12 protein-coding genes and 1 pseudogene are annotated in these 12,148 nt (G+C 68.2%); 9 read left to right on the forward strand and 4 right to left on the reverse strand.

The genetic code is table 11. The features are described 5' to 3' along the window. Window positions 1-31: 31 nt before the first annotated feature. Window positions 32-1,717: a dihydroxyacetone kinase family protein gene (locus AB0333_RS05925; RefSeq protein WP_366217767.1), complete on the forward strand. Its 1,686-nt coding sequence runs from the start codon at window positions 32-34 to the stop codon at window positions 1,715-1,717. A gap of 255 nt (window positions 1,718-1,972) precedes the next feature. On the opposite strand, the gene AB0333_RS05930 is transcribed toward AB0333_RS05925, so the two are convergent. After that, on the reverse strand, window positions 1,973-2,755 hold the full coding sequence (locus tag AB0333_RS05930) for an SDR family oxidoreductase (RefSeq protein ID WP_366217768.1): 783 nt from the start codon (window positions 2,753-2,755) through the stop codon (window positions 1,973-1,975). A 24-nt stretch (window positions 2,756-2,779) separates the two neighbouring features. Next, a complete protein-coding gene (locus AB0333_RS05935) occupies window positions 2,780-3,655 on the reverse strand; it encodes a helix-turn-helix transcriptional regulator (RefSeq protein ID WP_115932604.1) in 876 nt (291 codons plus the stop codon). Window positions 3,656-3,787: 132 nt separating this feature from the next. Between AB0333_RS05935 and AB0333_RS05940 the strand changes: the two genes are divergently transcribed. The 6 genes and pseudogenes from AB0333_RS05940 (at window position 3,788) to AB0333_RS05965 (ending at window position 8,025) form a co-directional block, all read left to right on the forward strand. Further along, entirely contained in the window at window positions 3,788-4,669 is an 882-nt protein-coding gene (locus AB0333_RS05940; protein WP_366217769.1) for an aldo/keto reductase, read from the forward strand. Window positions 4,670-4,711: 42 nt separating this feature from the next. Beyond that, the gene (locus AB0333_RS05945) at window positions 4,712-5,422 is read left to right on the forward strand and encodes a flavodoxin (protein WP_366217770.1); all 711 of its coding nucleotides are present in this window, start codon (window positions 4,712-4,714) and stop codon (window positions 5,420-5,422) included. After that, on the forward strand, window positions 5,365-5,577 hold the full coding sequence (locus AB0333_RS05950; RefSeq protein WP_366217771.1) for an NmrA family NAD(P)-binding protein: 213 nt from the start codon (window positions 5,365-5,367) through the stop codon (window positions 5,575-5,577). Before AB0333_RS05945 ends, AB0333_RS05950 begins: the two co-directional genes overlap by 58 nt. After that, complete coding sequence (locus AB0333_RS05955) at window positions 5,577-6,017, forward strand: NAD(P)H-binding protein (protein WP_366217772.1); 441 nt, start codon at window positions 5,577-5,579, stop codon at window positions 6,015-6,017. The genes AB0333_RS05950 and AB0333_RS05955 overlap by 1 nt, the downstream gene beginning before the upstream one ends. 30 nt (window positions 6,018-6,047) lie before the next feature. Continuing rightward, a pseudogene (locus AB0333_RS05960) lies at window positions 6,048-6,886 on the forward strand (oxidoreductase). Next, complete coding sequence (locus tag AB0333_RS05965; RefSeq protein ID WP_366217773.1) at window positions 6,883-8,025, forward strand: SDR family NAD(P)-dependent oxidoreductase; 1,143 nt, start codon at window positions 6,883-6,885, stop codon at window positions 8,023-8,025. Before AB0333_RS05960 ends, AB0333_RS05965 begins: the two are co-directional and overlap by 4 nt. Window positions 8,026-8,088: 63 nt before the next feature. Here the strand turns inward: AB0333_RS05965 and AB0333_RS05970 are convergent, their stop codons facing one another. Beyond that, window positions 8,089-9,291, reverse strand: coding sequence for a cytochrome P450 (locus AB0333_RS05970; protein ID WP_366217774.1), 1,203 nt, complete (start codon window positions 9,289-9,291; stop codon window positions 8,089-8,091). Between the two features lie 68 nt (window positions 9,292-9,359). Continuing rightward, window positions 9,360-10,325: a LysR substrate-binding domain-containing protein gene (locus AB0333_RS05975; protein ID WP_115932610.1), complete on the reverse strand. Its 966-nt coding sequence runs from the start codon at window positions 10,323-10,325 to the stop codon at window positions 9,360-9,362. Between the two features lie 138 nt (window positions 10,326-10,463). On the opposite strand from AB0333_RS05975, the gene AB0333_RS05980 reads away from it, so the two are divergent. Then, window positions 10,464-10,793, forward strand: coding sequence for a 2Fe-2S iron-sulfur cluster-binding protein (locus AB0333_RS05980; RefSeq protein WP_115932611.1), 330 nt, complete (start codon window positions 10,464-10,466; stop codon window positions 10,791-10,793). Window positions 10,794-10,796: 3 nt separating this feature from the next. Continuing rightward, complete coding sequence (locus AB0333_RS05985; RefSeq protein ID WP_366217775.1) at window positions 10,797-12,134, forward strand: FAD-dependent oxidoreductase; 1,338 nt, start codon at window positions 10,797-10,799, stop codon at window positions 12,132-12,134. The last annotated feature ends 14 nt before the right edge of the window (window positions 12,135-12,148 follow it).

Genomic DNA, 12,148 nt, shown 5'->3' on the forward strand with positions numbered 1-12,148 from the left:
AGTAGTGACCAATCCAGAGACGAAGGACAGCATGAAGAAGCTCATCAACGACCCGCGCAACGTCGTGGTCGAATCCCTGACTGGACTGGTGCGGATGAACCCGGGCCTGCGGCTGCTGGAGGGCTCCCGCACGGTGGTGGAAGACCGGGCCTCCGAGCGTGGCCGGGTGGCGGTCCTCTCCGGTGGCGGCGCCGGCCATGAGCCCGCGCACGCCGGTTTCGTGGGAGCCGGGATGCTGACCGGAGCGGTCTCGGGTGAGGTCTTCACCTCCCCCTCGGTGGACGACATCCTGGCCGGCATCCGTGCGGTGGACTCCGGGGCCGGGGTGCTGCTGATCGTGAAGAGCTACACGGGTGACCGGCTGAACTTCGGATTGGCTGCGGAATTGGCCCGCGCGGACGGCATCGACGTCCGGATGGTCGTGGTGGCGGATGACGTCGCCCTCGCCGGGTCCAGTGACCACGCAGGGCATCGCGGGATCGCCGGCACGGTGTTGGTGCACAAGATCGCCGGGGCCGCGGCGGCTGCGGGCCAGGACCTGGATGCTGCGGCACGAGCGGCGCAGTCCGCGGCGGATTCCCTCGCCACCATGGGCGTGGCCCTGGGCTCGTGCACGGTACCGGCCGCCGGCAGCCCGAGCTTCGAGCTCGGTGAGGATGAGGTCGAGTGGGGCCTGGGAATCCATGGGGAGCAGGGGGTGCAGCGCTCTGCCCTGGCGTCCGCCCGTGGGACCGTGGACCGGTTGCTGTCAGCCTGCCTGGCCGTGGACCGGATTCCCGACGCCGGCCGGGTCGCCCTGCTGGTCAACAACCTGGGCGGCAGCTCGGTGATGGAGGTCTCCCTGGTGGCCGACGCCGCCCTGACCTGGTTGCAGGAGCGTGGGCTCGACGTGGTGCGGGCGTGGTCCGGCACCTTCTTGACGGCCATGGAGATGGAAGGCGTGTCCGTGTCCCTCCTGGCCGTGGACGACGGCCTGCTGGACCTTCTGGATGCGCCGGCGCAGACGTCGGCGTGGCCTGCCCTCTCCGGCCGGGTGAATACCGAGCCGTTCCTGGCGGCGCCGCCGGCCGAGGCGTTCGGCCTGGAGGGTCCGGCGCTCGCCGGACGTTGGTGGACGGTGCTGGAGGCTGTCCTGCGGGCGTTGCAGGACGCGGAGCCTGAGCTCACGGCCATGGACCAGCAGGTGGGCGACGGCGACCTCGGCCACAGCCTGGACCGCGGCGCCCGCGCGGTGCTCCAGGAACAGGTCAGCCTGCCGTGCCGTCCGGACCTGCTGCTGCGGCGGGTCTCCGCGGTGGTCCGCAAGAGCATCGGGGGCACCTCGGGGCCGCTGTATGCCGTCTTCCTGCTGAAGGCCTCCGAGGCGCTGACCGGCATCGACCGGCCTGCATCCGCTGACTGGGCCAGGGCGCTGGCCGCCGGCCAGCACGGGATCCAGGATCTGGGCGGGGCCTGCCCGGGAGACCGCACCATGCTTGATGCCCTCGCCCCGGCGGCTGAGGCCCTCGCCGGTGCCGGATCAGCACCGCTGCCGGTGGCCCTACGCGCCGCTGCCGACGCGGCCCGGACCGGCGCCGAGACCACCGCGGACATGGCCCCCCGCCGGGGCCGCTCCAGCTACGCGGGGGACCGCGTCAAGGGGCACCTGGACCCGGGAGCCTGGGCTGTCTACCTGTGGCTGGACGCGGCGGCCCGGGCAGTAGAGTGCTCTGATTAGCCTGGGGACATGGCTGCGCGGCTTGCCACTAGTGCCACAGACGTGACGACTCCCGTCAGCAGGAGCACCTCAGTGTGTGCCCGGAACGATACTGACCGAGGGAAAGGTGCGAAGGCTGGCTGGCAGGAGATTCGGCCGCCCCAGCCTCGGTACTGTCCGATCAAGGGTGTGTCAGTCACGGCCGTCCCCCTTCGGATCAGGCCGGACCCTCACACATCGTTTTTCTTACAGTTCCAAACACATCGGCGGGGTCGGTCAGATTTGGTCGGCGGGGCGGAGCAGGATCTCGTTAATGGCCAGGTGCCGGGGGCGGGAGAGGGTGTAAGCAATGACTTCGGCGATGTCTTCGGGGGTGACTGTCGCTTTGTCGTAGAGGTCGGTGATCGCGGTTTTGGTGTGGCTGTGGGTGATGTGGTTGGGGAGTTCGGTTGCTACGACGCCGGGTTCGATGAGGGTGACGCGGACATCGGGAAGAAGCTCTTGTCTGAGGGATTCTGACCATCCGTTGATGCCCCACTTGGTGGCGGCGTAGACGCCGTTGCCTGCGCGGGCGGTGCGGCCGGCGACGGAGGAGATGTTGACGATGTCGCCGCCGGGGGAAGCGGTGAGCTGATCGAGGAAGACCTCAGTGGTGGTGATCGCGCCGAGCAGGTTGATGTCAATCATCTGTCGGTAGTCATCGCGCTGGTCGGGTGAGAAGGGGCCGAGGAGCATGACGCCGGCGTTGTTGATCAGGACGTCGGTGTTGCCGATCTCATCGTGCAGCTGTTGTGCGGCGGCGGTGAGGGAGTCTCGGTCGGTGACGTCGGTGACGTCGGTGACGTCGGTGACGTCGGTGACGTCGGTGACGTCGGTGACGTCGGCGGGGATGGCGAGAGCACCGGTGCCGAGCTCGTTCGCGATCGCCTGGATACGGTCGGTGCGGCGGGCGAGGAGGGCGACGCGGTAGCCGGTGGCGTGGAGGGCTCGGGGGGTTGCCTCACCGATGCCGGAGGAAGCGCCGGTGATGACCGCGACGCGGGGGCTTTGACTGCTCATGTTGGTTTCTTCTGCGAGTGATGATCAGGCGGTGTGTGGTTCTTGGGCGGGAGCGGGGGTGGCCGTCCAGCTGCGGAGCAGATCGATGGCGTCGGCGGATGGCGATCCTGCCTCCGCGAGGTAGGTCGCGAGCCGAATCTTGGGGGCGGACGGGAGGGTGAGTGTCTGGTAGCTGAGGGTCAGCTCGCCGACGACGGGATGGGCGATGCGTTTGGTGCCGGCGGTATGGGTGCGGACGGTGTGGCTGCCCCACCACGTGCGGAACTCGCTGCTTCGAGTCGCGAGTTCCCCGACGAGGGCGGTGAGTTGTCGATCGCTGGGATCATGACCGGCGAGAAGTCGCATCGCCGAGACGGATTCCCGTGCCACATCATCCCAATCGGGGTAGAACGATTGAGATCTCGGATCGAGGAACAGGTAGCGCGCGGTGTTGACTGGCGCGGCGTTCTCGGGGAAGAGATGCGGGAAGAGGGCCCGACCGAGACGGTTGGACCCCACAGGGTCGCCGAGCTTGGACAACGCGACGACAGGGACGTCCCTCATGGTTTCCATGAGCTGGACGACCTGGGGCGACAAGCGCGTGTCCGTTTTGCTGCGGTCTGGTCTGCGGTTCGTGCCCGTGGCGTTGCGTGCCAGGTCGAACAGGTGCTGCGATTCGGCGTCGTTGAGTTGGAGCGCGTTGGCGAGGGCGTACAGGACGCTTTCGGACACGCCGCTGAGATCGCCGCGTTCCATGCGCGTGTAGTAGGCGGTGCTGACTCCAGCGAGCTGCGCGACTTCTTCGCGGCGCAGACCTAGTACCCGCCGCTGTCCACCGAACGCCGTCAGGCCGGCCGTCTCGGGGGTGATGCGTCCGCGCAGTGCGGTGAGGAACTCCTGTACCTCATGTCTGGTGTGCATGCCTCGACGGTAAACCTCGAAGCGGCGGTCCCGGGAGTCACCAGCATTCACCCCTTCAACGAACTCGTGTTTGCGGTGGGGGTGAACACTGGTGACTCCCACGCGGGCGCGGTCGGACGTAGCGTGGCAGACATGACTGCTTCCACCATCACCCTGAATAACGATGTCGTGATCCCCGCGATCGGGCTCGGCGTCTTCCAGACTCCTCCTGAAGAGACGGTCGCCGCCGTTGTCGCCGCATTGCAGACCGGGTACCGACACATCGACACCGCTGCCGCGTACGGCAACGAGCGTGAGGTGGGCCAGGGCATCCGCGAATCGGGCGTTCCCCGCGACGAGATCTTCATCGAGACGAAGGTCTGGATCAGCGACTACGGTTACGACGAGACGCTGCACGCGTTCGAGAAGAGCGCGGCGAAGCTTGGGGTCGATCAGATCGACCTGCTGATCCTGCATCAGGCGCTGCCGTCGGCATTCGACAAAACCGTCGGCGCCTACAAGGCGTTGGAAAAGCTCCTGGCTGATGGGAAGGTGCGCGCGATCGGCGTCAGTAACTTCATGGTCGAGCACCTGACCGACCTTCTCGCGCAGACCGACATCGTGCCCGCCGTCAATCAGATCGAAGTGCATCCCTACTTCCAGCAGCCCGAGGTGCAGGCCTTCGACAGGGAACACGGCATCCTCACCCAGGCGTGGTCGCCGATCGGAGGCATCACGTCCTACCGCGAGTCGGCCAAGCGCAGCTTCGACGAGCCCGTCATCCTCGCGATAGGCGAGAAGTACGGCAAGTCGGCCGCGCAGGTGATGCTCCGCTGGCACATCCAGAACGGCATCCAGGTGATCCCCAAGTCGACTAAGCCGGAGCGTATCGGCGAGAACTTTGACGTGTTCGACTTTGAGGTCACGGCCGACGACATCGCCCAGATCGACGCGCTGGACACCGGTGAGCGCGGCGGACCAGAGCCCGAGGACATCACGCTGGAAACCTTCGGGCGCCCGATCCCCGAGGCGTAACGTGCAGTGGAGTGCGGCTCCTGCTGCGCTCCACTGCCACCCATGATCACCCTTTCCACCACCTCTTCCCGCACCGTCACCCGCCGCGCCCTCCTCGGCGGGATCGCCGGGCTCGCCCTGGCCGGTCTTGCCGCGTGCACGCGGCCACCCTCATCAACAGCCTCGCCCACGCCTGGGAGCGTCATGCCCGCACCCTTCACCGGCAGCCGCGTACTCGTCGCCTATTTCTCTCGAACAGGAGAGAACTATTGGAACGGAGGCCGCCGGGAGCTGGACACCGGAAACACTGAGGTGCTGACGGGGTTGATCTCTGATCGGATCGACTGCGACGTGTACCGCATTGAGGCGGCCGAACCATACTCTGACCGCTACGATCCCACCGTGGCCCGCAACACCGCCGAACAGGATGACGACGCCCGCCCCGCCATCGCCGGTGCCTTGCCCGACCTTTCCGTATACAACACGGTGCTCGTAGGTAGTTCCCTCTGGAACGTGCAGCCGCCGATGATCATGGCGACCTTCGTCCAAGCAGTCGATCTCACCGGAATCCCGATCCACCCGTTCGTGACCTACGCCGTCAGCGGCCTCGGCTCCACCGCAGACTTCTACCGCGACCTGAACACCGGTGCCGATCTCCGGGACGGCCTGGCAATCCGTGGCGAAGAACTCCGCGACGCCGGTGCGGACGTTGACCAGTGGCTCCTAGCCGCCGGCCTCGTCGAAAGGCAAACCTCACGACCGATCCTCAACTGACCATCCTCGTCGTCGGTTCCACCGGCAGCATCGGCCGACATGTCGTCGGCGAAGCCCTCCGGAGTGGGCACCGCGTCCGCGCGCTCGTCCGCAGCGCCGACCGCGCCGCAGCGTGCTCAACGCGCTGGCCGGCCGACCGGTTCGGATCGCGCTGATGACGACCATCGGCGTGACCGCGCTGCGCGACAGCTCGACATGGAAGCGGCGCGGGGAACGCCTGGTGCGCGCCAGCGGCAACGAATACACGATCGTGCGTCCCGGCTGGTTCGACATGAACGACGACGACCAGCTCGCCATCGCTCCCCGACAGGGCGACAGCCACCAGACGGGCACCCCCGCCGACGGCGTTATCGCTCGCAGCCAGATCGCCCGCGTCCTGGTCGACAGCCTGACCAACCCCGACGCGGCCCACAAGACGTTTGAACTCGTCGCCGCCCGGGGCCTCGAACAGGACGATCTCCGGCCGGTGTTCGCCGCGTTGCCGGCCGACCCGGACGGCGCCCTCGACGGCCCCGGCGACGTCGCCAATCTCGCTCTCGAGGATGAACCTGCCTCTGTCCGCGCAGACCTCGACCGCACCCGGACACAGCACTGATCCGACCGCCCACGCATAAGGAGCATTCTCATGACCACCTGGCTGATCACCGGAGCATCCAGCGGCCTCGGTGCCGCCCTCGCGCGCGCCGTCCTCCACCGCGGTGACAACGCCGTCGTCACCGCTCGTAATACCGAACACCTCCATGACCTCACCACCGCCTACCCGGACACGGCCCTCGCCGTGCCGCTGGAAATTGGTGACCATGCTCAGGTCGTCGCCGCCGTCGATGTCGCGACCTCTCGGTTCGGGGCGTTGACGTACTGGTGAACAACGCCGGTCACGGGTATCGCGCGGCGGTCGAGGAAGCCGCCGTGGACGAGGTCGGCGAACTCTTCGCCACGAACTTCTTCTGCCCCATCGACCTGATCAAGCAGGTGCTGCCCCAGATGCGTGGCCGCCGGTCCGGGGCCATCGTCAATGTCTCCTCCATCGGCGCGCCTCGATCCAACCCGGCCTCCGGGTACTACACCGCCACCAAGGCCGCCCTCGAAGGTGTCTCTGACGCTTTGCGTCGCGAGGTCGAGCCGCTCGGCATCCGCGTACTGGTGCTGGAGCCCGGCGCGTTCCGAACCGACTTCTCCGGCCGGTCGCTGAAGCAGTCCCGCACCGTCATCACCGACTACGCCGACACCGCCGGAAAACGGCGCAGGGAGAACGACACCAGCCACGGCACCCAGCCCGGCGACCCCGACCGCGCCGCCCAGCTCATCATCGACACCGTGTACGCAGGCCAGGCCCCCTTCCGGCTGCTGCTCGGTACCGACGCGATCAGCATCGTCGGCGATGAGCTCCAAGGCCGCATCGATGAGATCGACGCATGGGCCGACATCAGTCGCACCACCGACTTCAACGGAGCCGGCCCGTGAGCACGTGGTTCATCACCGGCGCCTCGAGCGGACTTGGCCGCGCCCTCGCCCAGCATGCCGCCGAAGCAGGGCATCAGGTTATCGCGACCGCCCGCAACACTTCGACCCTCGCCGACCTCGCCGCCGCGCACCCCGATCAGGTCGTCGTCTTCCCCCTCGATGTCACCGACCCTGACTCCCGGCAGGTGGCGATATCCTCGGCCGAGAACCGCTTCGGAGGCATCGACGTCCTCGTCAACAACGCCGGATACGGCTACACCGCCGCCGTCGAGGAAGGCGAGGAGGCCGCCGTCGAGCGCCTTTTCGCGACGAACTTCTTCGGGCCCGCCGCCCTCATCATGGCCGCCCTCCCCGGCATGAGGAGGCGCGCCTCCGGGACCATCGTCAACGTCAGCTCCGTCGGTGCGCGCTTCCCGATCCCAGGCGGGGGCTGGTACTCCGCAGCCAAGGCTGCGCTCGAGGGGCTCTCCGGAGCGCTACGGAAGGAAGTCGCGCCCTTCGGACTGAGCGTCGTGGTCGTCGAGCCGGGATCGTTCCGGACGGACTTCCGCGGCCGGTCCGCCGAACGGTCGTCGACGACGATCGACGCGTACGACGCTGTCCTCGGGCGGCCGACGCCGACGACGTGTCAGCGTTCGAGCACCTCACCCGCAGCACCGACGCGACCTCGTGAGCAGCCTCAACACGACCACTGGCATCTCCCGCCGCCTGCCACGACGGGCCGTTTGTCGAACCATCTCGGACGCCGGCCCGTCGCGATCCCCGTCGGAGCCCTGCTGTCGGGGACGCTGGTCGAGTTCGAGCCGGCCCCGCGCATCCTGATCTACTCGGTGGTCGCCGCAGTGCTGGTGGTCCTCGCCGTGGGCCTGTTCCTCAGCCCCGTCGCTGGTATCGCGCAGGGTGCCGCGAACGCGGGCGGCATGCGCGCCGGGCTCGCCGGCGTCTCGGCCGGCGACCGAGCGGGACTCTTGGCGACCATCTACCTCATCTCGTATTCTGGTGCGGCCGTCCCCGGTCTTGTGGCCGGCCGAATGGCGGCGTCGGTCGCCCCCGACCACATCGCACTCGGCTACGGCGTACTCATACTCATCGCGTCGATCGTCGCAGTGTCCACGCTGAACCGCCGGCAGCTGTCATGATGCCCGCCGCCTGTTGGCGGAAGGCGCATCGGCTGCACTCATCACCATGGTGGCTGTGGACAACTACTTCAGCGTCACCCGCATCGGCATCGAGGTGTAGCCGCGCAGCCAGTGGTTGAGTTTGCGCACTGGCTCGGCCGTGACCTCGAACGAGTCCACGCGGGTGGCGAAGGCCTTCAGCAGGCATTCGGCCTCCATGCGGGCCATCATCTGGCCCACGCAGGCGTGGATGCCGTAGCCGAAGGCCGAGTGGCCGCGGACGTCGCGGGTGATGTCAAAGGCCTCCGGGTCGGTCCAGCGGCGCGGGTCCCGGTTGGCGGCGGAGAGGCAGTTGATGATCTTCTGCTCTGGTTCCAGCACCACGCCGCCGAGTTCGGTGCGCGTGCCCACGGTCCGGCCGATGTAGGGGCTCGGGGCATGGCAGCGCAGGGTCTCCTCGAAGACCGTGCGGGCCAGGGACGGGTCCTCGCGGAGGGCGGACCAGGCGTCCGGGGTGCGGGACAGGGCCAGCAAGGCGTTGCCGATCGCGAGCATGGTGGTGTCCAACCCGGCAGAGAGGAAGGTCCGCACCAGCAGTCCGGCCGTCTCCTCCGTGATGGCACCCTCGTCCGCCGCGGTGAAGAACTTTCCGGCCAGCTTGGTCTGGTCCAGGTTCTCGCGGCGCATCTGCCATTCCACGTACTCCGTGGCCTCGGCCGCCTGGACCACCGCCTCCTCGTAGAGTGCATCGTCTCGAGGGCCCATGGCCTGGAAGTTCAGGTTGGCGTACTTCAACAGATACTGCCGCCCCTCGGGGGCCAGGCCGACAGCGTCCGGCAGCACCCGCAGTGGGTAGGCCTCGGCGAGGTCGGTCACGGCATCGAATTCGCCCCGGCCGCAGACCTCGTCCACCACGGCGAATGCCTCGGCCTGGAAGTCCTCCTTGAGCTGCTTGACGACCTTGAGGGAGAGCACGGAGTTCATGAGCTTGCGCGTGGCGGTGTGCTGCGGCTGGTCCTGTTCCAGGATCACGCTCGGCTTGCGCCAGTTCGCCTCCAGCGCGGTGTTCGTCAGGCCGGTGCCGTGCGAGGAGATGAAGGTCTCCTGGTCCAGGAAGATCTCCTGGACCAGGTCCGCCCGCCCGGTGGCCCAGATGCCGTGGGACTCGAGCCAAACGATCGGGCCTGCCTCGCGGATCGCGTCCTCGACGGGGTGCGGGTCCTGCAGTGAGGGGACGGAGAAGGGGTCCATGTCGAGAGTGGGCGCGCCGCTGGCCACGGTGGTCATGGTCTCTCCTTCACCGGCTCAGAGGCCGCTCGTTGCAATTGCAACTCAGTGTGCCATGAGTCACTACCTCAAGCAATGTCCGAGGCCTTGCGCAGGCGCCGCTCTTCATCAATCCGGGCGATGTGGGATGAGAAGTTCGTCTCCGCGAAGGTGACCATCTCGGTGATGCGGCGCGGGGGCCGGCGTCGGGCTTGGGGTTTGAGCCAGGCGATGTGGACGAAGACATTCCCGTCCTGGACGTGCAGGGGGACCTCGACCACCGGGTGGCCGTCCACGGTCCATGGGGAGGCGTCCGGTTGCACCAGGATGGCCACCCCCAGGCCCTTGCCCACGAGGGCGCGGGTGAGCGGCAGGGACGAGGTGACCCAGGCGATGCGCTCGTCGTCCTCCGTGGTGGCCAGATCCCGGAGCGTGTTGGCCTTGCTGGGGGCATCGCCAAGCAGGATGATCTTCTCCGCGGTCAGGTCGGCCAGCGTCACGGAGGGCCGGTCCGCCAACGGGTGGTCGGCCGGCATCAGGACGTAGGGCGGTCGCTCGAGGATGGGCTGGTGGTCCACCTCGGCCGGGACCTCATGGAGGTAGGTGAACCCCACATCGATGGCACCGGACGTCAAGCCGGCCATCAGCTCGGCATGCTGGACCTCCACGAAGGACAGCTCCACCAGGGGGTGCTCCGCGGCGAAGTCCCCCAGGAGCAGGGGCAGCACGTAGGGGGCCAGAGTCTGATAGACGCCGATCGTCAACGGGCCGCGCAGCTGACCGTCCCGCTCCTGCAGGATCCGGCCGGCTTCCTGGGCGGTGTGGAGGACGATCCCCGCCTCACGGTGCAGTTGGCGGCCGGCGGCGGTGGGCCAGGCGCCCTGGGCCTTGCGGCGGACGAGAAGCCGTTGGCCGACCTGCTTCTCGAGCTCGTCGATCGCGGAGGACACCGAGGACTGGGCCGTGTGCAGGTCACGGGCGGCGGCGGAGAGGGAGCCGGTGCGCACCACGGCATCGAAGATCTCCAACTGGCGCAGGGTGAAGGGCAGGGCCATGCGGCTCCTTTATCGGTAATAGCGATGAACTACCCCTAATCTTCCACTTTGCGCCGATGTGGTGTCCAGCACATTCTGGAGGTCACGCCACCCTCAGATCCCGGCTTTGCCGCCGGGCCGACCTCCCAGGAGCCCACCATGCCCACCATCACGTATCACCAGCCCGGCGGCGACACCCAGGTCATCGAACTGGAGAAGCCCGACCGCATCATGCAGGCGGCGCTGAAGAACAGCGTCCCCGGAATCGTCGGGGAATGCGGTGGCCAGGCGATGTGCGCCACCTGTCACGTCTACGTCCGCGAGGAGTACCTGGACGCCCTGCCGGAGATCGGCGACGACGAGGAGGAGATGCTCGAGGTCACCGCGTCCGAACGTGATGAGCGCCGCAGCCGCCTGGGCTGCCAGATCGAGGTCGGCGGCAGCGGTCTGGAGGCCATCGAGGTCGACGTCCCGGAAGAGCAGGTCTGAGCCATGACCGCGCACCAGCATCAGGGCCAGAGCCCATCCTCAGCGGCAGATCAGGACGCGCGGGGCGTCGTCATCATCGGCGGCGGCCAGGCCGGACTGCAGGCCGCCGCGTCCCTACGCTCCGAGGGCTTCACCGGCCAGGTCACCATCGTGGCCGAGGAGCCCGGCCTGCCGTATCAGCGGCCGCCGCTGTCCAAGGATTACCTGAAGGCCCGCCCCACGGACGGTACTGATGGTTCGGGCAGCACCTCGGCCTCACCCCTGCCCCTGCGCGGGGAGGCTTTCTTCGCGGACCACGCCATCACCCTGCGAACCGGTACCGCCGCCGTGGCCGTGGATCGGTCGTCCAAGACTGTCTCCCTGGCGGACGGCACAGTACTGGCCTACGACTCGCTGATCTTCGCCACCGGCGCCCGCAACCGCGAGCTGCCGACCCCGGGCATCGAGCTGCCGGGCATCCACGGCCTGCGCACCCTGGAGGACGCCGAACAGCTGGGCCGAGCCCTGGATTCGGCGAAGAACGTGGTCGTGGTCGGCGCCGGGTTCATCGGCCTGGAAGTCGCGACGGCGGCGCTCGCCCGCGGCTGCCAGGTCACCGTCCTGGAGTTCGCGCCCCGCCCGATGGGCCGCGCGCTCACCCCGCTGCTGGGCGACTGGTTCGCCGGCGCCCATCGCCACCTGGGTATCGACCTGCGACTGAACGAGGGCATCGCCTCCTTCGAGGCCGGCGACGACGGCCGGGTCGCGTTCGCCGTCTCGACCACCGGGGACCGGTACCCGGCAGATCTGGTGGTGGCCGGCGTCGGGGTCCAGCCGAATGACCAACTGGCCGCCGAGGCCGGGCTGGAGACCGCCAACGGGATCGTGGTGGATGCCCACCTGCGCACCACTGACCCGGACGTTTTCGCGGTCGGAGACTGCGCCAACTTCCCCAGCGTGCACTTCGGGGGGCCGTTCCGGCTGGAGTCCGTGCAGAACGCCACCGACCAGGCCCGGCACGTGGCCGGGGTGATCCTCGGCGCCGACGCCCCGTATGCGGACCTGCCGTGGTTCTGGTCCACGCAGGGGCCGTTCCGGTTGCAGATGGCGAACATCGTGCGGGCGGACGACGAGACCGCGGTGGTGGGGGATCCCGATCCTGCCCACCCGAAGTTCTCCGTGTTCTGCTTCCGTGACGGCATCCTGGCGGCCGTGGAGTCCGTGAACCAGCCCAGTGACCACCTCTCAGCCCGGAAGATCCTCGCCGCAGGCCTCGAGATCACTCGCGAGGAGGCCCTGTCCGAGGGGTTCTCCCTCCGGGAGGCCTACAAGGAGCGAACCCAGCCCGCGGCGGTGGTGTAGCCGGCACCCAGCAC

This window comes from Citricoccus sp. NPDC079358 (assembly GCF_040702545.1).
In the GTDB taxonomy this organism is placed as follows: domain Bacteria; phylum Actinomycetota; class Actinomycetes; order Actinomycetales; family Micrococcaceae; genus Citricoccus.

What these genes read in the sequence shown, in the direction of transcription:
- AB0333_RS05925 (WP_366217767.1), top strand. Translation starts at nt 32, where the DNA reads ATGAAGAAGCTCATCAACGACCCGCGCAACGTCGTGGTCGAATCCCTG.
- AB0333_RS05930 (WP_366217768.1), bottom strand. Translation starts at nt 2,755, where the DNA reads ATGAGCAGTCAAAGCCCCCGCGTCGCGGTCATCACCGGCGCTTCCTCC.
- AB0333_RS05935 (WP_115932604.1), bottom strand. Translation starts at nt 3,655, where the DNA reads ATGCACACCAGACATGAGGTACAGGAGTTCCTCACCGCACTGCGCGGA.
- AB0333_RS05940 (WP_366217769.1), top strand. Translation starts at nt 3,788, where the DNA reads ATGACTGCTTCCACCATCACCCTGAATAACGATGTCGTGATCCCCGCG.
- AB0333_RS05945 (WP_366217770.1), top strand. Translation starts at nt 4,712, where the DNA reads ATGATCACCCTTTCCACCACCTCTTCCCGCACCGTCACCCGCCGCGCC.
- AB0333_RS05955 (WP_366217772.1), top strand. Translation starts at nt 5,577, where the DNA reads ATGACGACCATCGGCGTGACCGCGCTGCGCGACAGCTCGACATGGAAG.
- AB0333_RS05970 (WP_366217774.1), bottom strand. Translation starts at nt 9,291, where the DNA reads ATGACCACCGTGGCCAGCGGCGCGCCCACTCTCGACATGGACCCCTTC.
- AB0333_RS05975 (WP_115932610.1), bottom strand. Translation starts at nt 10,325, where the DNA reads ATGGCCCTGCCCTTCACCCTGCGCCAGTTGGAGATCTTCGATGCCGTG.
- AB0333_RS05980 (WP_115932611.1), top strand. Translation starts at nt 10,464, where the DNA reads ATGCCCACCATCACGTATCACCAGCCCGGCGGCGACACCCAGGTCATC.
- AB0333_RS05985 (WP_366217775.1), top strand. Translation starts at nt 10,797, where the DNA reads ATGACCGCGCACCAGCATCAGGGCCAGAGCCCATCCTCAGCGGCAGAT.